17 protein-coding genes and 1 pseudogene are annotated in these 18,074 nt (G+C 64.2%); 1 reads left to right on the top strand and 17 read right to left on the bottom strand.

The features are described 5' to 3' along the window. The first annotated feature begins 63 nt into the window (after positions 1-63). Complete coding sequence (locus JZ792_RS14745; RefSeq protein ID WP_216911029.1) at positions 64-660, top strand: TetR/AcrR family transcriptional regulator; 597 nt, start codon at positions 64-66, stop codon at positions 658-660. Positions 661-689: 29 nt separating this feature from the next. Here the strand turns inward: JZ792_RS14745 and JZ792_RS14750 are convergent, their stop codons facing one another. From JZ792_RS14750 to JZ792_RS14825, 17 genes and pseudogenes are all read right to left on the bottom strand, one after another. Further along, on the bottom strand, positions 690-1,583 hold the full coding sequence (locus JZ792_RS14750) for a LysR family transcriptional regulator (RefSeq protein ID WP_216911030.1): 894 nt from the start codon (positions 1,581-1,583) through the stop codon (positions 690-692). A gap of 144 nt (positions 1,584-1,727) precedes the next feature. Next, entirely contained in the window at positions 1,728-2,147 is a 420-nt protein-coding gene (locus tag JZ792_RS14755) for a nuclear transport factor 2 family protein (RefSeq protein WP_216911031.1), read from the bottom strand. Between the two features lie 181 nt (positions 2,148-2,328). Continuing rightward, a complete protein-coding gene (locus JZ792_RS14760) occupies positions 2,329-3,681 on the bottom strand; it encodes a cytochrome P450 (RefSeq protein ID WP_216911032.1) in 1,353 nt (450 codons plus the stop codon). A gap of 19 nt (positions 3,682-3,700) precedes the next feature. Then, complete coding sequence (locus tag JZ792_RS14765) at positions 3,701-3,970, bottom strand: ferredoxin (RefSeq protein ID WP_308165301.1); 270 nt, start codon at positions 3,968-3,970, stop codon at positions 3,701-3,703. Further along, positions 3,930-4,799 (bottom strand): mycofactocin-coupled SDR family oxidoreductase, encoded by an 870-nt coding sequence (locus tag JZ792_RS14770; RefSeq protein WP_216911034.1) that lies wholly within the window; start codon positions 4,797-4,799, stop codon positions 3,930-3,932. The genes JZ792_RS14765 and JZ792_RS14770 overlap by 41 nt, the downstream gene beginning before the upstream one ends. A gap of 25 nt (positions 4,800-4,824) precedes the next feature. Then, the gene (locus JZ792_RS14775) at positions 4,825-6,291 is read right to left on the bottom strand and encodes an aldehyde dehydrogenase family protein (RefSeq protein WP_216911035.1); all 1,467 of its coding nucleotides are present in this window, start codon (positions 6,289-6,291) and stop codon (positions 4,825-4,827) included. Between the two features lie 84 nt (positions 6,292-6,375). Continuing rightward, positions 6,376-7,200, bottom strand: coding sequence for an NAD(P)-dependent oxidoreductase (locus JZ792_RS14780; RefSeq protein ID WP_216911036.1), 825 nt, complete (start codon positions 7,198-7,200; stop codon positions 6,376-6,378). Positions 7,201-7,256: 56 nt separating this feature from the next. After that, positions 7,257-8,390 carry an amidohydrolase family protein gene (locus JZ792_RS14785; RefSeq protein WP_308165302.1) on the bottom strand — a complete coding sequence of 378 codons (1,134 nt, stop codon included), beginning with the start codon at positions 8,388-8,390 and terminating at the stop codon, positions 7,257-7,259. 70 nt (positions 8,391-8,460) lie between these two features. Then, positions 8,461-9,675, bottom strand: coding sequence for a CaiB/BaiF CoA transferase family protein (locus JZ792_RS14790; RefSeq protein WP_216911037.1), 1,215 nt, complete (start codon positions 9,673-9,675; stop codon positions 8,461-8,463). A gap of 122 nt (positions 9,676-9,797) precedes the next feature. Then, complete coding sequence (locus JZ792_RS14795; RefSeq protein ID WP_216911038.1) at positions 9,798-10,709, bottom strand: NAD(P)-dependent oxidoreductase; 912 nt, start codon at positions 10,707-10,709, stop codon at positions 9,798-9,800. 276 nt (positions 10,710-10,985) lie between these two features. Then, positions 10,986-11,279 (bottom strand): hypothetical protein, encoded by a 294-nt coding sequence (locus JZ792_RS42020; protein ID WP_254189860.1) that lies wholly within the window; start codon positions 11,277-11,279, stop codon positions 10,986-10,988. Positions 11,280-11,492: 213 nt separating this feature from the next. After that, a pseudogene (locus JZ792_RS42950) lies at positions 11,493-11,756 on the bottom strand (helix-turn-helix domain-containing protein); the annotation flags it as partial. A 186-nt stretch (positions 11,757-11,942) separates the two neighbouring features. Then, entirely contained in the window at positions 11,943-13,613 is a 1,671-nt protein-coding gene (locus JZ792_RS14805; RefSeq protein WP_216911040.1) for a thiolase C-terminal domain-containing protein, read from the bottom strand. Positions 13,614-13,644: 31 nt separating this feature from the next. Beyond that, positions 13,645-15,114 (bottom strand): class I adenylate-forming enzyme family protein, encoded by a 1,470-nt coding sequence (locus JZ792_RS14810; RefSeq protein ID WP_308165303.1) that lies wholly within the window; start codon positions 15,112-15,114, stop codon positions 13,645-13,647. A 47-nt stretch (positions 15,115-15,161) separates the two neighbouring features. Continuing rightward, complete coding sequence (locus JZ792_RS14815) at positions 15,162-15,467, bottom strand: hypothetical protein (RefSeq protein ID WP_216911041.1); 306 nt, start codon at positions 15,465-15,467, stop codon at positions 15,162-15,164. A gap of 342 nt (positions 15,468-15,809) precedes the next feature. Further along, complete coding sequence (locus JZ792_RS14820) at positions 15,810-16,982, bottom strand: acyl-CoA dehydrogenase family protein (protein ID WP_216911042.1); 1,173 nt, start codon at positions 16,980-16,982, stop codon at positions 15,810-15,812. Between the two features lie 29 nt (positions 16,983-17,011). After that, complete coding sequence (locus JZ792_RS14825; RefSeq protein ID WP_216911043.1) at positions 17,012-18,070, bottom strand: acyl-CoA dehydrogenase family protein; 1,059 nt, start codon at positions 18,068-18,070, stop codon at positions 17,012-17,014. Positions 18,071-18,074: the final 4 nt, after the last annotated feature.

An 18,074-nucleotide genomic window follows, 5' to 3' on the forward strand; every position in this document is an offset into this window, starting at 1 on the left:
GTGCGCGTCCCCCCCTCGACCGCGACACCGGTCAGGAGCCGAACGGTGAGGAACGAAGGCGAGATGTCTGTAGCCTCGACCACAACTCCCCCACAGCAACGTCGCCGTATCGTACGGCTGCATCCGGACGCGCGAAGGAAGCAGATCGTCCGCGAAGCCACGCGGCTGATCAGCGAAGCGGGGTTCAACGGGGTCTCGCTCGCGCATGTCGCACAGGCCTGCGGTATCCGCAAACCATCGGTTTTGTACTACTTTCCATCGATGCTCCACCTGCTGGAGGCAGTGCTCCAGCAACCCGAGGTCACCGACTTCATCGACGTGCGCGACACGACCTGTACTCCCGCCGACCCGACTACCGCTCGGGAGTACTTCACCCGACTACTCGACCATCACATGAGCCGACGCGAGATCACCGGGCTGTATGTGATGGTGGGTGCCGAGGCGATCTCGGCGCGCCATCCAGCACACGGCTATTTCACCGAACGCACCCGCAGGGTCAGAGATGAGCTGCGCCGCCTCCTTCTGTGGAAGCAGGACCCCGACGCTGCCGCGGTCGAGCTTCTCGCGTTCTGGCAAGGGCTCGAGATCGAGTCGCTCCGCACGCCCGAACTCGACGTCCTAGCCGTGCGGAACCAGTTCTGTGACCGGTTCTTCGCATGATCGCGAATGTTCGTTCAGCGCGAGCGGGCTCACGTCGCCGCGTTCGTCACCGCGAGCGAACTCCATGCGTTGACCGTCGCACGGACGAGATCCCGGATCTCGGGACGCGACTCGTCCTCCGCGCGCCAGACAACGCAGTACTCGGCGGGCGCGTCGCCTTCGAACGGGACGAAGGTGACTCCCGGATGGGGATACCAGCGGGCCACCGACTCGGTGAACGGACACACCCCGAGGCCACTGGCGACACCGACCAGTGTCTCATCGATAGTGGTGACGATCCGAGCCGGAGCGCGTGGCTTTTCCGGACCGGCGATGCTGAAGGTCGTGCCGGCGTTGGGAACCGTGAACGAGATCTCGCCGACCAGGTCCTGCGGATACAGGATTTCCCGCGACGCGAGCCGATGGCCTGTGGGCAAGGCGATCACGGTGGATTCCAGGCCGAGCCTGTGGAATTTCAGCCGCCGGAGCCGCTTTCCCAGCGGCAGCCAGATGAGACCGATATCGGACTCACCGCTCTCGACGCCGGCCCCCTTCTTCGACCAATCGGCACGACGCAATTCGAGATGGATCTCCGGATACAGCGTCGAGAACGATTCGATGATCTTTCTCAGCATCTCCTGCCCGGGGGCGAGCCAGAACCCCAATGTCAGGGTGCGCGCGGAGCTGGTCGCGCGCCGTACCGCGTGACGGGCTTCCTGATCGAGCTCGATGATCTGCTGGGCGAAGTCCACCAGTGCCTCACCCGCCGCGGTCAAGGCGACGCCGTCGCGGCGGCGGACGAAAAGCTGGGCGTCCAATTCGCGTTCCAGACTCGCTATCTGTTTACTGAGCGCGGGCTGGGTGATGAACAAGCTCTCCGCCGCACGGGTGAAGTGCAACTCGCGGGCCGCGACGACGAAATAGCGCAAATCCCTGGAGTTCACCGGGGGACCTCCTGGATCTGTTATGCGAGCAGAGCTCGACGTGGCACCGCCTGGAAAGTGGCTATCGAATGCCTCGAAGACTTCGGGCCCCAGGCGGATGCCTGCGGCCCGGAGCTACACACGATCGCTGGAATACGATTCTACTCAACCGTGGGGTGACGCTGCCTCTGGATCACCGGTCAGAAGCCTGGTCAGCGTCGATCCGCTGATCCGCCATTCGCCCGCTTCCTTCCGGTACCGCTCGTGATAGTGGCCGTACCCGTGGATATCGGATCCGCCGGACAGACGCAGGATGTCCGCCATGGCCCACACCCCCGTCGCGGTGGTCGCCGTTGTCAGGGTGATCTCCGGCGTATGACACTGGTGCACCGTCTGGATATCACCGACTTGGGCGAGGAGGAACTCCATGAACGCGTCCGCCCCCGTCACCACCGGCCCACCCGATCCGGTGGTGTCCACCACGACATCGTCGGTGAAGACCTGACGCATACCCGCCCAGTCTTTGGTATCCATGGTCCGGCAATACCGGGCTTTGAGCTGCTTGATCGCTTCGACGTCGTCCATCAGATGCCCATGCCGACGAGTTCGGTGTCGTGATCCATGCCTGCCTCCGTCACGGTGATTCCTGTCCGGCCGACAGAGCGGCCGCACAGTGCGATGATTTCGCCGGAGTCGGTCGTCGGACCGGAACGGGTACACCGGATACCCTGTCCCGGTCCGAGGACCGACATCGGACTCCGACGCTTCAGATCTGCGCTGCGGCCTTGTGCTTGGTGACCGGCTCGGCCAATCGCTGCTCGTCGACGATCTGCTGCATACGGGCGATGGTCGCGTCCAGACCTTCACCCGACCGCTGGCCCGGCGTGAAGGTCGCCGGCAGCTTCTGCATGCCGTTGATGATGCCCACCGACGGGTAGTGGATGGCGCCCTCTTCTCGGCAGACGAAGTCGGGCATGCGATCGAGCACTTGGATCAGCATCCGCTTGAACAGATTTCGTGCCACATTCGAACCGATGCACCGGTGCACACCGAGTCCGAAACTCGCGTGACGGTTGCCGCTCCGATTCAGATCGATCTCGTTCGGGTTGGGGAAGATGTCCGGATTCCGGTTCGCCATGGCCCAGGACAGCCAGAGCCGCTCACCTTCCTTCAACTCGACCCCGTCGATCTCGGCATCCTTCGCGACAGTCCGCCCGTTCCCCTGTGCGGGGGTATAGAAACGCAAGAACTCCTCGGTGGCCGAGTCCAGCATGGTGTCCAGATTCTCGTGCAGCCGCTTTCGTTCGTCGGGATGCTGTGACAGCCACTCCCAGGCATGCGCCGACAGGGCCGTCGTCGTATCGAATCCGCCGCCGATGAGCAACTGGCACGACCCGTAGACGTCGATATGCGGAACCGGCTCACCGTCTATCGACAGGGTATTGAGCGCGTGGATGAGTCCCGGTCGCGGTTCTTCGCGGATCTTCACGATCCATTCGGCCAGATGAGCGTCGGCCTCCTGCATCCGCCTGACCACATCCATCATCTCGGGGGAGGTCGGATCGGTATAGACAGACGCGTGCACCGGCTCGCAGAAGATCTTCCAGTCCGCCAACGGCATGCCGAGCAGGCCCATCGTCACCACCGCGGGCACGATGTTCGCCAGATCATCGACGAAGTCGATTCGACCCGTCTCGATCACCTCGTCGAGGCAGGCGCGGGTGAGCTCATCGATCACCGGCACCCATCGAGCGACTGCCGCCGGCGACAGGTAGGCGTTGATCTGTTTGCGGAAATCCTGTTGCTCAGGCGGATCCATCTCGATGAATCCGCTGCGGTTCCGCTGCATGCTGTAGTTGGGGATCAGGATGCCTTGATAACCCTTCCGCTCCGCCTTTCCGTCGAAATCACTCGACAGGAGTTCCGGATTGCGGGCGACGGCGAAGACCTGCGGCATATCGCTGGCCACCCAGTAACCCCCGTAGGAGTCCGACCACGCGATCGGGCACTTACCGTGCAACTCCTCTGTGCGTTCGACGAAAGAGTCACGAAAATCTGTGGTGTGACGCTCGAAATCGATAGGGCAGCCCTTGGTGCCCGGTGCGCTGTCTGTGGTCATACTTTGGTTCCTCAGCCGATCACAGTTCGGATATCGCGCGCTCGGGGCACGACCTGATCGCGTCGCGGACACGGTCGACCTCATCCGAGGGGATTTCCCCTTCGATCGCGGTGGCGTGGCCGTCGACCTCATCGAGGATGAAAACGTCGGGCGCGGTCATCCAGCACAGCGTGTGTCCCTGACACAGGTCGGGATCCACTCGAACCTTCATATTGTCCGTCTTTCTTGACTCGAACTGTGGGACTGGCTTACGGGTGGTAGGCGTGTGACTTGAGATACGAGCCACCATCGACACGTAACTGCAAACCGGTCACATAACGAGACTCGTCCGACGCCAGATACACCACGGCATTACTGATATCGACCGCATCCACCCACGGAATCGGCATCGCCTGCTGCACCGGGAAAGCCACCACCGCATCCTCCCGGGTCGGATTCTTCAGATCCGGACGGAACGAACGATACATCGCATCCGACTGCAACATCGCGGTATCCACATTGGTCGGATGCACCACATTGGCCCGAATCGACTTCGGCGACAACGCCCGCGCCAACTCGTGCATATACGCCGAAAGCCCCTGCTTGGCAACGATATAACCCGAACCACCCGGATCCGAACCAGGATTGGCGACCTGCTCGTTGGGCATGAACGCCGCCGCCGAACCCGTCGCGATCACCGACCCACCCTCCTTCAGATAAGGCAGAGCCGCATGCACCGCGTTCAGCACACCGATCAAATTCACATCCACCACATCGATCCACGCCTGAACATGCTCCGGCGAAAGCATCGGCGCGATACCCGCCTGCGCCACCACCACATCCAAACGACCCCCCAACTCGGCCACCCCCGACTTCAACGCCTCCTTCAACTCCGAACCCTGACGCACATCCGCCTGAAAAGTCACGATCCGCCGACCGGTCTTCTCCACCAAACGCGCCGTCTCCTCCAGATCCTCCGGACGCGACAACGCATACGTATTCGACTCGATATCACGACACAGATCGACCGCGATAATATCGGCGCCCTCCTCCGCCAACCGCACCGCATGACTACGACCCTGCCCACGAGCCGCACCCGTAATGAAGGCAACCTTGCCCTCAACTCTTCCCTGACCCATTCCGAAATCCTTCCGATCGATACTGTCAACCCACGACATGCGGGTAAGCGATGGTCTTCAACTCCAAGAACTCCTCGAGCCCTTCGGTCCCCCACTCACGGCCCAGCCCACTCTGCTTGTAGCCGCCGAACGGCGCGGAGACGTGGAACGACCGACCACCGTTCACATCGACGGTGCCGCTACGCAAACGCCGCGCGATCCTCATCGCACGCTCATGATCAGGACTGAATACCCCCGCGGCCAGCCCGTAGATCGTGGAGTCGGCGATTCGGACGGCGTCGTCCTCGTCCTTGTAGGACAAAATCGTGAGCAGTGGCCCGAATACTTCTTCCTGTGCCACCGGAGACATCGGGTCCACGTCGGTGACCAGGGTGGGCTCCACCCAGTAGCCCTTCTCGTACTTGTCCCCGGCCTTGCCGCCCAGCACCACGCGCCCGGTCTGCTTCGCGATGTCGTAATAGCGCAGGACCGATTCGTGCTGGCGCTTGTTGATCAGCGGCCCCATGATGTTGCCCGGATCGGTCGGATCGCCCCAGGGGATGTGCTTCATCGCCTCGGTCATGATGTCGACCAGTTCGGTGTGACGCGTCTCCGGCACGAGAAGCCGGGTGTAGGTAGTGCAGCCCTGCCCTGCATGGAATCCGATCATCATCGCGAAAAGCTGTGCGAGAGAACCGAAGTCCGCGTCATCGAGCAGGATCGCGGGAGCCTTGCCGCCCAGTTCCAGCGTCACGCGTTTCACCGTCGAGGCCGCTGCGGCCATCACCTTCTGGCCGGTGGCGGTGGAACCCGTCAGAGTGATCGCGTCCACCGCGGGATGGGAGGTGAGCAATCCGGCCACCTCGTTGTCGGAGGTCGACACGACATTCAAGACACCGGCCGGGATATCGGTGTGATTTGCCACGATCTCGCCCAGGACCAGCGCGCTGTACGGCGTGTCCGGCGCGGGCTTCAGCACGACCGTGCATCCGGCGGCCAGTGCCGCGGCGACTTTACAGATATTCAGGTAGAGCGGCACGTTCCACGGGGTGATGACACCGACGACACCCGCCGCCTCGCGGCGGACGATGCGCTGGGAGGGCGGCTGCTCGCCCGGGAAAAGCGGCACCTCGCGTTCCCACTCGAAGGTCTCGAGCAGGTCGATGTAATGACTGATGAATTCGACGCATTCGTTGAGCTGAATGCTGTAGGTCGTCAGAACGGGCGCGCCGACCTCCGCCACGATCATCGGCCGCAGTGATTCGGCCGACTTGCGCAGACCCTCCTGGAACTGGATCAGGCACTGACGACGGAAAGCGTGGTCTTGCGACCAGGATGTCGTGTCGAACGCGCGACGCGCGGCCAGGATGGCCTGCTCCATCTGGTCCGCGCCCGCGTCCGGCACGGTGCCGATGATCTCTTCGTTCGCGGGGTTGATGTTCTCGAATACCCGGTTGCCCGTGGCGGTCGTGAAATTCCCGTCGATGAACAAGAGATGTTTCGGTTCTGTCATTGATGTCCCTGATCTGTGAAGGTGCCGAGTGGGTCTGCCGACGCGGGTGTCGAAGGCGAAATACCGAGTGCCGCTACAGGTCTCTCATCGAACCCGAACGGCGTCCGCCGGTGGACGCGATCCGGAGGTGAGCAGCGGTCGAATCGCACCGAGGTCGGCGCCGACGGAGTCCGCGACCTCGCGGACCACCGCGGCGTCCTTGTCCAAGAACTCGCGGACGCTGTGCAGGAAACCTTCCGGCGATCCCGCGCGCGCGATCCCCTCGAGCGCGGCGCTGTGGGCGCTCCCCTGTCGCAGACAGGTCAGCATGGTCTCGATATCGAGACCGCCGACCGCGCCGAAACGTGTCGCCGAGACGATGACCTCGATGTTGGAGAGGAATATCGAGTTGTTGACGAGTTTCATCAGCTGACCACTGCCCAGCGGCCCCACGTGGATCAGTGGTTCGCCGTAGGCGCCGAGGAATCGACGAGCCGCGGACACCGCGGCGTCGTCCCCGCCGACGAAGATCGTGACCGCACCGCGGGCGATGTCATCGGGTCCGCCGCTGACCGGCGCGTCGACGACCCGGACCCCCCGGGGCTCGGCGACTCGCGCCAAATCCTTTGCCGTGTCGGGACTTCCGGTGGTGTGCACGATGAGCACGGAGCCATCGGGCATGCCGTCGACGAGCCCGGCGTCGAGGCATATCTCCCGCACTTCCGAATCCTTGTGCACGCAGACGATCACCGCCTCGACGCCGTCGACGGCCTCGGTCACCGTCGACACCGCGACCGCGCGGGCGATACCGCCCACCGCCTCTCGGGTCGAGTCGGACCTGGCGAGGACGCGCACCGACTCGCCCGCGGCACTGAGTCGGCGGACCATGGGCAAGCCCATCCGGCCTGCCCCGACGAATGCGACGGACACGGCGTGCTCCTCTCTGAGTGGGTGTCGGAACCGGGGTCTATCCGGGCGGTATCAGCTCAGCTGACGCGCGGGAAGTTGAAGATCCGGCGGGCGTTGCCCTCCACGATCAGCCGCGCCTCGTCGTCGGGGACCTCCGCGAGGGACTCCTCGAGCATCTTGCGGGTGTGCGGCCAGTTGCAGTCCGAATGCGGGTAATCGCTCTCGAAGAGGATCTGCTCGACACCGATGCGATCACGCGCTTCGAGACCGGTGTCGTCGGAGACGAAGCAGCCGAAGATGTGATCCTTGAAGAGCTCGGAGGGCACCTGTTCCTTGTCGACGTCGCACCAGAACTTGTGGCGTGACCACGAGTAGTCGGTGCGTTCGAGCAGGTACGGGATCCACCCGATGCCGCCCTCGGAGAGCACGAACTTCGCGTTCGGGAACTTGTAGAACACCTTGGACATGAGCAGATCGACGGTTGCCATCATCGAATTCAGGCCGAACAGCGCGATCTGGATGAACATGTCGCCGTCCGGCGCCAGGCCCAGCGGACTGCCACCGGATCCGAAATGCACCGAGAGCGGCATGTCCGCTTCCGACGCTGCCGCGATCACCGGATCCCAGTGATCGGTGTGGTACGAAGGCAGCCCGAGCTTGTGCGGCGCCTCGAGGAAGGTCACCGACCGCGCGCCCTTGGCTGCCGTGCGTTCGATCTCCTTGACCGATGCCGCGACATCCCAGAACGGGACCATCACCAACGGGATCTGGCGCTCGGGGTTGTAGGCGCACCATTCGTCCAGGATGAAGTCGTTGTAGGCGGTGATGGAGGCCGCGGCGAGGTCCTTGTCCTTGCCCTGCCAAAAGGTGCTGCCCGCGAAGCCGCCCATGTTCGGGAAGCACATCTGCGCCCAGACGCCTTCTTCGTCCATGTCCTTGATGCGTTCGGCGATGTCGTGGCAGCCGGGCCGCATGTCGTTGTAGCTGCGCGGATCCAGACCGAACTCACGCGGATGCTTGCCCGCCACGGCGTTGAGCGCGAAATTTCCCGCGGGTTCGCCCTCGTATATCCAGGTGTCGTTGCCATCGGGCATAGTTTCGATCCGCGGCGCGACATCCTTGTACTTGGCGGGCATCCGATCGAGCCACACTCGAGGATGCTCGATGACATGGTCGTCTACGGAGATGATTTGGGCGTCTTTCGGTAACACGGTGTTCGTCCTTCCCAGCGATCGGATCAGTCGGAGTTGGTTGTCGGCGGACGGTGGCGGTGTGAACGCGTCAGGTGACCGCGCCGGCGACTTTGAGGTCGATGATCTTCTCCTCGCCGAGACCGAGCTGCTTCAAGATCTCGTCGGTGTGCTCGGCGAACTGCGGGGCGCGTCCCGGTGTGGCGGGGGTCTCGTCGAACTGCACCGGCGAGGTCACCAGTTCACGGCTCTGCCCGTCTACGTCCAGAACCGTCGCCACGTACCCGTTGGCACGCAACATGACATCGTTACCGACCTCGAGCGCGTTCTGAACCGCCCCCCACTGGCCTTCCAGGGTCTCGAATCGCTTGGTCCAGAACGCGAGAGTCTGCTGCCCCAGTGCCTGCGCCACCGCCTTCGACGCGCTCTCCCAGTTGGTCATCAGCGCCTCCGCGTCCGCGAAACGCGGATCGGCGACCAGATCCTCACGATCGATATGCCTGCAGAAATCCGGCCAATACCGTCCGGGCTGCAACATGCACAGATTGACATGACGACCGTCGGAGGTCTCGTAGAGCCCGACCAGCGGATTACCCGGAATCGCGGGGCCGTTCACCGGATCCGCGCCCTCGGCGATGGGGCCGCCGTTGAGGGCGATGTCGACCGACAACGCGTTCGCCCACGCGCCACTGGCCAACAGCGAGACATCGACAATGGAGGGCTCACCGGTCTGGGCCCGCGCGAACAGCGCCGCGGCGATACCACCGGCGATATTCATGCCCCCCAGAGTGTCGCCCCACGCGGGCCCCGGCTGCGCGACGACGCCACCCAGACTCGCCGGGGTCGCGCCCACGGCACTACCGCCACGGGACCAGAAGGTCGGCGAGTCGTAACCGCCCTTGTCGGCCTCGGGACCACGCACACCCAGAGCAGTACCCCTGACGTAGATGATGTCGGGGTTGATCGCCCGAATGTCATCGACATCGATACCGAGTTTCTTACGCGCGTCAGCCAGGAAGTTGGTCACGAACACATCGCTCCTGCGAACGATCTCGTAGAGAACCTCACGCGCCTCGGGCTTCTCCAACGCCAAACCGATACCACGCTTGCTCCGGTTGGGGTGCTCCATGAGCGGTGCGAACCCACCGATCGCGTCCGTACCGCCGAGATTGCGCAGACCGCGCTGGGCGTCACCGTGTACGGCGTGCTCCACCTTGATCACATCGGCACCCCAGTCGGCCAGTACCGCCCCCGCCACGGGCACATAGGTGAACTGGGCGACCTCGACCACCCGTACCCCACTCATCGGCCTCGATGGCATCTTCGAACTCCCTCACTCACACGACTCTGTTCAGACACTGAGACCTGAATCACTTGTACGGTACCTATATTCGATTGATTACACAAGGAAATCAAGAAAATGAACTATCATTCACCTCTTGAGATGTCGGCTTTCGCCGCCGACCCGCCGCGCGGTGAGCCCATGCGGCGCAGCGCCTCGTCGGCCGCGTCCCATACGGCTCCACGGGAGACCGCAAGGCCGTCCACCAGTTCCGCCAAGATCCCGACGTCTTTGCGAAGCAGGGGCCCGGCCGCGGCCGCCATCTCGCCCCATTCCCCCCCGCGCGGCCCGAGCAGGGACATCGCGAAACTCGCCCCGGTGCCACGCGCGATGACTTCACCGAGCCGCCGCGGATCCACACCCATCGACACCGCGATATCGAGAATCCCCGCCGAGGCTTCCAATTGCGCGGCGAGCAACACGTTGTTGAGGAGTTTGGCGACCTCACCCGAGCCCACCTCACCCATATGCACGACGGGGTCACCATAGGCCCGGAACACCGGTTCACAGCGCTCGACGGCCAGCCGGTCGCCGCCGACCATCACCAGGAGAGTCCCGGCCTCGGCCGCCGGCGCGCCGCCGCTGACCGGAGCGTCGATCACGGCGATCCCGTTCTCGGCAGCGATTCGACTCATCTTCGTACAGGTATCCGGATGTACCGTGCTGTGGATGGCGACAACACCTCCCGGCGCCATTCCGGCGAACACTCCGTCCGTCCCGGTCAGCACCGACTCGACGCCCGCATCGTCCACGACACATACGCACACGAGGTCGCTCGCTCGCGCCAATTCCGCGGGGGTGGCCGCGAGGACGGCGGTCGTGTCCACGTAGGGCTCCAGACTCTGCTGCCGCCGGGCCCAGAGGGTGGTCGGATATCCGGCGTCGATGATTCGCCGGGCCATCGGGGCACCCTGACTGCCCAGGCCGATGAAGCCGACCCGAAGCGCCCGGACCTTTGCTGCGCCAGGCGCAAATTCGCCCGCTGAAGCCGCGGCCATGAATCTCCTCTCGCGGGCCGACCAGTCATCGTCGACCTGTGTCCCTGTTCACAATACATATGACTGAATCAGCAGACAAATAGATCTGACATACCTATATCAGATTGAATGACAGTTCAGCATCATGAATTTGCGTAGGCTGAGGAGTGAACTCTCGTGGCCGAGGACTTACCTCATTCGGACACGACAGGAACGGAAGAGGCGGAACCACAGCGTGGTTCCGCCTCTTCCGTTCGGTTCTACGAGGGCGACGCTGCGGCCTCGCCGAATCGAATATCAGCCTCCGTTGACGTGCCGCGGGCGCGCGCTGAAGGTGTCGAACACGAATTCGAGGAATTCCTCGGTATCCGTCGGCCAACCGTCCTCGTCGGTGGTGGTCTTGGCGACGGTGGTCACGAGAATGAAAGAGGTCACCACGGCGAAATACAAGCGACCCAACGCGATCGGCGATCCCGGCCGCAGCGTGCCGTCCGCCTGGCCCGTCTCGATCACTTCCGAGATGTATTCCAGAACTCGCTGCTGGTAGTGATTCCACGCCGCCGGAATGTCGGTGCCACGCGATCGGGCCATCCGTGAGATCTCCGCTGACAACGCTCCCCACGCAGGATGGTTCAGCGCGTGCTCAATCTGGATCTGAGCGAGGCCGACAAGTCGCTCATCGGCGGGAGCATCCTCGGGAACCAGCTTCTGGATCGACTCGATCGCAATACTTCTGCGCATCAGAACCTGCTCGTACAGGTCGTCTTTGCTGTCGAAGAACGTGTAGATCGACCCCACCGAGAATTCGCACTGGGAGGCGACGTCTTTCAGACCGGTGTTGTGGTAACCATGCTCGGCGAAGAGTTCCTCCGCCGTGTCGAGGATCTGCTCGCGCGACATCTCGATGCGCTGTTGCCGACGTATCTCGCGCGGGCTCGCGGCGGTCGACGGCGACCGGCCATTGCTGTTTCGCTCACCTTCGATCCGATTGTCCGCTCTGGACGCGACCTCATCGTGTTCGGTGATCGTCTGGTGCTCGCCGGTGTCGGCTTTCGCCTTCGCCATCATCGTTCCAGCCTCCTCTCTACCGCCAAAGCATCTGCTCGCTCAATCGGGCGAATCACTGCAAACTGATCTGAACGGCCGCTGAACATGATGAACACAGCATACGTTCTACCAACCTTCTCATAGCCATACCAGCTGACGCCTCGTATCGCACGCCGACACCGGCGCTCCCGCGGCGGACGTCGCCGGTCATCGGTCGGCCCTCAGGAGCATCACACCGCTCGGGGTGAGTCCACCGCTGCTGACAACGCCAACCCGGGCGTCGCTGACCTGACGGTCTCCCGCCTCGCCCCGCAACTGGGCGACCGCCTCGTGGATCAGGCCCATGCCGTGTGTGCGCCCGTGTGAGAGCTGTCCACCATGGGTGTTGAGTGGGAGAAGGCCGTCACGGGCGATATTGTGGCCGCCGTCGAGGAAATCCTTTGCCTCGCCGATTCCGCAGAACCCTAGCGCTTCGATCCAGGACACACAGTTGAAGGTGAACCCGTCGTACAACTGCGCGATGTCGACGTCGGAAGGGCGCAGGTCCGTGCGGGTCCACAGATGCGCGGCGGGCCCGAGCACCTGTGGTTCGTGAGTGGATGTGCTCTGGTCCCAGTCGATCTTCTCCAGCAGCTGCGTACCCACCGCCTCGACTCGAACCGGAGGCTTCGCCAGGTCCCCCGCGGTGTCCGCCGCCGAAACCACCACCGCGATCGAGGCGTCGCACGGAACGTCACAGTCGTAGAGGCCGAACGGCGTCGTAATGGTGCGAGCCGAGAGGTAGTCCTCCATCGTCATCGGCTTGCGGTACACGGCGGTGGGATTGAGTGCCGCGTTGGCGCGCTGATTGAGCGCGATCCAGCCGAGCGTCTCACGAGTGGTGCCGTATTTGTGGAAGTGACGATGCGCGGTCTGGGCCAGCGTATGCGCCGCTGACACCGCGCCGAACGGCAGCGACCATCCCATGAGTCCAGCGACCCGGCCGCCGCTCGGGACCGGCAACCGTCCCTGGCGCTGAAGTTCCTCGTGTGTCGACTGCCATACCGTGCGGAAGCAGAGGACGTGCCGGGCCAATCCGGTCGCGACCGCCATCATCGCCGCGATCACCGAACCACCGGGGCCGAAGGTCTCGCCTCCGCCGTTGTACCAGGTGGGGCGGATTCGCAATGCCGACTCGAGTGCGGTGACACCGCCCTCGCTGTGACCGGTCTCCACACCGCCGGCGGGGTAGGTCGACAGCCCGTCGATGTCGTCGAAGGTCAGACCGGCGTCCGCGACCGCGCGCTCACAGGCCTCGATGGTGAGCGCGAGCGGATCGCGCATCAACCGGCGACCGATCTCCGAGGCACCGATACCGCTGATGACCGCCTTGTCCTCGAATTTGTCCGTGGTGACCATCGGACGGACATGCCTGGCGTATTCGGCGGGAGCGATCTCGTCGTCGGGCAGATCACGCCGTTCGGTATCGGACTCACTCGGCCGGAACAGCGGCAGCCAGACGTCCTCGTGTCGCTCGAAGAGCACTTCGACCGGCATTCCGAGTTCGATAGCCCCACGGTCACAGTCGACCAGCAGCGTGGTGAGCCGCACCCGCGGATCCTCGTCCAGCGCGACCTCGGCGACGACGTAGGGAGGACGCAGCCCGGGAAGTTCGAACCGCTCGTTCACGGTGTACCCGAACAGGATTCCCTTGCCCGAGACGACGCGCCGATCGGTCCGCACAGAACGACATGCCGGACAAATGGGTTTCGGCGGGTGGATCAGCGAGTCGCAGGACAAGCACGACTGGACACGCAGATGACCGTCTTCGCCCGATGTCCAATAGAACTCGGTCTCGGGTAGCACCAAGGGCAGCACCCGGCCAGGAGTCTCTGTCATCGCCCGCTCCTCCCCCCGTCGTTTCCGGCGGTCACAGTAGCCTCCGTACCAGTTTTCCGGTATCGGTCCGTGGCAGTTCGGCGCTGAAGACGACTTCGTCGGGCGTCTTCGATGACCGCAGCCGTGACCGCACCCAGTCGGTGACCTCGTGATCGTTCAGCTGTTCCCCCGGACGCAGCACGACATGAGCGACGATGCGCTGCCCCCACTCGTCGTCCGGCGCGCCGACGACACCCGCGTCCAGCACCGCGGGATGCGCGACGATGGCTTCCTCGATCTCCGCGGGCGCGATGTTCTCACCACCCCGGATGATCGTGTCGTCCATGCGGCCTTCGATGAAGACATACCCACCGTCATCGATGTACGCCTGGTCCCGCGTGTGGAACCACCCGTCACCGGAGGAGATGTCGGCCTTGCCGTAGTACTCACCCGAGACCTGCGGCCCCTTGACGCACAGTTCCCCACGCACATTGGGTGGGCACTCGTTTCCCGCCTCGTCGAGGACCGCGATGCTCACGCCGGGAAGCGGCCTGCCCACCGATCCGAGCCGGGCACGGATCTCGGGGAGATCGGATTCGATGGCTGCCCGGTGGTCGTCCGGTCCGAGCAGCGCGATGGTCGACGCTGTTTCGGTAAGACCGTAGGCGTTGACGAATCCGGTGTCGGGGAATGCTTCCAGCGCCCGGGTCATCACGCTCATCGGCATGCGGGCACCGCCGTAGGAGATGGACAGCAGCGGCGGCGCTTTCTGGTCGCGCTCGCGTAAGTAGTCGCAGATGCGCGCCAGCATGGTCGGCACGACCATCGCGTGGGTGACTTCTTCCGCATCGGCCATATCCAGCCACGCCTCGGCGTCGAACCGGTCGATATAGACCAGTCGACGCCCGGCGTACAGATTCGACAGCAGATTCGCGACGGCGGCGATGTGGTAGGGGGGAACGCTGACGAGGCCGGCCTGTTCCACGCCACCCGAACCGAATTCGACCGTCTCGAGGATGTAGGAAACCAGGTGGCGATGGCGCAGCACCGCGGCCTTGGGTTCGGAGGTGGTGCCGCTGGTGTACAGCAGGACGGCGATCCGCTCGGGATCGACCGGGTTCTCCTCGAGCGGAGTGACGTCGGCCGCGATGTCCAGCCATTCGCCCGCGCTGAGCACTCGCCCCCGCGTGTGGATACGCTCGGGAGTGTCGGTGACCACCAGGGGGTTGTCGAAGCGAGCGATCAACGCGCCCAGTTTGTCGTCGGACAATCGGTAGTTCAGCGGGACGAAGGGAATGCCCGCCCGCGCCGCGGCGAAGAGCGCGACCGGAAACGCGACACCGTTCACTCCGACGAAGAGGATCGCGTCACTGCCCGCGTCGACGGCCACCTGCGCGCCGCCCGCCGACATCGTCGCGATTTCCTGATAGGTGGCACGACGGATCCGAGTGGAGCTTTCCACGATCGCGGTCTCGTCAGGCCACGTCGACGCGGCCATGGCCAACAGCATTTCGAGATTCACTTCGACGACCTTCGTGATTTCGGTAGGGGGCGAGCCGGTAGCGGCGGTCAGTCCGACGCCGGTAGCGGCTTGGGGTTCTTGAGCTGCAGCGACGCGCCGTTCACCGCGAGCGGGCCGTCACCGGCGCTGACGCACAGGACCTCCACCGACGCCGCCTCGTCCTCGTAGCGCTTGCCCATCACCACCGGCGATCCGCTCACAGGGGAGTCGATCTCCGGGAGAGTCTCGCCTTCCCGCGCCATCGGCTCCCCGCCGCAGGTGATCTCGACATCGACGTCGCTCACCCGGATGACGAGAACATGCACACCGGATACGCGACTGCGTAGCCGTTCTCCGACCTTGTATTCGGCCATTCGACTTACACCACTCTTTCGTCCTGCGCGGCACGTCCTCGTGTCGGCATGCGTTCTTCGATGAACCACGTGTCGGGTAGGCGCGGTACCCCGAGAGCGCTACCGCACGGCGTCGCGGACCTCCGCGTCCGCTTACCGCACGGTTCCGACCGACGAGGAGAGGCATTTCGCGTTCACTCCCCGGACAGACGGTTCAACCTGGCATTACAATGATATGAGCGCCTGTTCAATTTTTTAAACTCTAACACGACACCGCTTGAGCTCGGCGACGAACCGGAGATCGGATCGGTGACACCCACCGCTGAAGCGCCCACGAGGAGCTGGTCCGATACCGGGCGGGGCTCAGCCGACTTTGGGTGGACGCGGCAACTTCAGGTTCTGTTGCGCGACGATGTTGCGGGCGATGTCGGTGGTTCCGCCGTAGATCGCGGTGCCCTGCGCGTAGCGGTGCCCCCACTCGAAGATCCCGTCTTCGACGCAGCCCCGCGCGCCGCGGGGCAGAACGGCTTCGAGGCCGATCACATCGAGCAACTCGGCGCTACGCTGGATGAGCCGCTCGGAGGCGATGATCCGGCCCATCGATCCGGGTGCGCCGCGCATGAGTTCGAGATCGATCGCTATCTCCGAGAGCAGGGCGCGGACGAGAGGATCGTCGAACGGCCGGTTTCCGTCCGGCCCGGATGTCTCGGCCCACTTCGTGGCATGCCAGAGCAGGGTCCGCAACGTCTTTGCGTACACCATCCCATTGCTCAATTCGCCGAGCCCGTCGACCTCGTCGTCCCCGTGCTCGGTCTGCAATGCCGATGCGATGACCTGCCAGCCCTTGTTCTCCGGACCGAGTCGGTAGTCGTCGTCGACGAACACATCGTCGTAGAAGACCGCATTGGTTCGTTCACCGCCCACGGTATGGATCGCCCGAATCTCCACGCCGGGCCGGTCGAGGGGCACGAGGAAGACGGTGATGCCGCGGTGCTTGGGGGCGTCGGGATCGGTCCTGGTCACCAGGATGGTGTACTGACAGTTGTGGGCGCCGGTCGTGAACATCTTGGCGCCGTTGATGATCCAACCGGATTCCGAGCGCGTGGCGCGGGTGCGGACACCGGCCAGGTCCGAGCCGCCGTCGGGCTCGGTGTAACCCAAGCACATGCGGATGTCGCCCGAGGCGACCCCGGGTAGCACTTTGCTCTTCAACGATTCCGATCCGGCCGCCTCCACGACGGCGAGCACGAGGTGCGTGGTGCCGAGAGTGATATCAGGGACGCCTCGCCGGTCCATCTCGAGTTGCAGGATTCGATTCGATACGACGTCCAGTCCCGCACCGCCGCGTTCACGGCTCCACGTGGGCATTATCCACCCGCGCTCGCCGAGGGCCTTGTGCAAGGTGTCGCTGTACCCCGATCCGGTCCGGCGCTCTTCCTCGTAGACCGCCTCGGTGGCGTGGGAGTCGAAGAACTCATCGAGCGAGTCCCAGAATGCGAGTTGTTCGCGCGTGAGATCCAGCTTGCCGAAATCCATCGTCCTTCTTCCTGAGTTCCTGAAGTTCCCTACAGCGCCCGCGCGAGGGGAAGCGCGTCGCCGACCGCGCGCACATCGTCGGCGAGACGCCCCGCGACCAGCGGCCAGCCCTTGGCACGGCGGAAATGCAGTGTCATATCGGATTCGGTGGTGAAGCCGAATCCGCCCTGAACGTGGATGCCGACCGTCGACGCCTCGACCGCGGCGCGCACAGAGGACACGTACGCGGCGGGGAGCAACTCCGGCGCGGCCTCGGGCTCGTACTCGGCGAACCACGCGGCCTTGCGATTGATATTCCGGCTCGACTCGATGAGGATCGCCGCGTCGACGAGCGAATGCGAGATCGCCTGGAAGGTTCCGATCAACTGCCCGAAAGCTTTGCGCGAGTTCGCGAAGTCCACCGCGAGACGGATAGCCGCATCACCCGAGCCGACCAGCGCGGCGCCGGTGAGAAGTTTCCACAGTCCGACCGCCCTGCGGTACGCGAGCACCGCTCCGTGGCCGGAGGCGAGCACCTGCCGATCCGACCGCGCTGCCAGATCCCACCACGCGAGCGGGGACTCGCCGATATTCGGCTCGGGATGCACGTGTTCCGGCGCGGGTATCAGGACCAACTCGTCATCCTCCAGCACCAGCGCGATATCCGCGACAGCACCGGCAGGCACGAGCTGGCGCCCGGCCTCGTGAGCGGGCCGAAGTGCGATCGTCGCGATTCGAGTGCCGTCGATGATCGACCGCAGCGGATTGTCCGGCCCGTCCGCGACCGACTCGGCGATCAACCGCGCGGCGGCGATCGATTCGACGAGAGGAATCGGGGCCAGGTGCGCGCCGTACTGTTCGGCCACCAGGACCAGATCGATCGCCGTGGCGCCGTCACCACCCTGGGACTCGGCAACGGCCATCGAGACCACTCCGATTTCCAATGCCCGGTTCCATACCACGCGGTCGAATCCAACCTCGGCGGCCCGAACGACCTCACTGGGCGACACCGCGCCGAAGAAGTCGGCGAACGCCTCACTCACAGCCCTCTGCCCGTCGTCCAACGTGTAGTCGTTGCGACGTAGCGCGTGTTCGAGGCCGTCCGCCATGACG

Origin of the sequence: Nocardia noduli (assembly GCF_019038455.1) — a bacterium.
In the GTDB taxonomy this organism is placed as follows: Bacteria; Actinomycetota; Actinomycetes; order Mycobacteriales; family Mycobacteriaceae; genus Nocardia; species Nocardia noduli.

What these genes read in the sequence shown, in the direction of transcription:
- JZ792_RS14765 (WP_308165301.1), bottom strand. Translation starts at nt 3,970, where the DNA reads ATGGTGGCTCGTATCTCAAGTCACACGCCTACCACCCGTAAGCCAGTC.
- JZ792_RS14815 (WP_216911041.1), bottom strand. Translation starts at nt 15,467, where the DNA reads ATGGCCGAATACAAGGTCGGAGAACGGCTACGCAGTCGCGTATCCGGT.
- JZ792_RS14760 (WP_216911032.1), bottom strand. Translation starts at nt 3,681, where the DNA reads ATGACCACAGACAGCGCACCGGGCACCAAGGGCTGCCCTATCGATTTC.
- JZ792_RS14775 (WP_216911035.1), bottom strand. Translation starts at nt 6,291, where the DNA reads ATGACAGAACCGAAACATCTCTTGTTCATCGACGGGAATTTCACGACC.
- JZ792_RS14755 (WP_216911031.1), bottom strand. Translation starts at nt 2,147, where the DNA reads ATGGACGACGTCGAAGCGATCAAGCAGCTCAAAGCCCGGTATTGCCGG.
- JZ792_RS14805 (WP_216911040.1), bottom strand. Translation starts at nt 13,613, where the DNA reads ATGACAGAGACTCCTGGCCGGGTGCTGCCCTTGGTGCTACCCGAGACC.
- JZ792_RS14825 (WP_216911043.1), bottom strand. Translation starts at nt 18,070, where the DNA reads ATGGCGGACGGCCTCGAACACGCGCTACGTCGCAACGACTACACGTTG.
- JZ792_RS14795 (WP_216911038.1), bottom strand. Translation starts at nt 10,709, where the DNA reads ATGGCCGCGGCTTCAGCGGGCGAATTTGCGCCTGGCGCAGCAAAGGTC.
- JZ792_RS14790 (WP_216911037.1), bottom strand. Translation starts at nt 9,675, where the DNA reads ATGAGTGGGGTACGGGTGGTCGAGGTCGCCCAGTTCACCTATGTGCCC.
- JZ792_RS14820 (WP_216911042.1), bottom strand. Translation starts at nt 16,982, where the DNA reads ATGGATTTCGGCAAGCTGGATCTCACGCGCGAACAACTCGCATTCTGG.
- JZ792_RS14770 (WP_216911034.1), bottom strand. Translation starts at nt 4,799, where the DNA reads ATGGGTCAGGGAAGAGTTGAGGGCAAGGTTGCCTTCATTACGGGTGCG.
- JZ792_RS14745 (WP_216911029.1), top strand. Translation starts at nt 64, where the DNA reads ATGTCTGTAGCCTCGACCACAACTCCCCCACAGCAACGTCGCCGTATC.
- JZ792_RS42020 (WP_254189860.1), bottom strand. Translation starts at nt 11,279, where the DNA reads ATGGCCCGATCGCGTGGCACCGACATTCCGGCGGCGTGGAATCACTAC.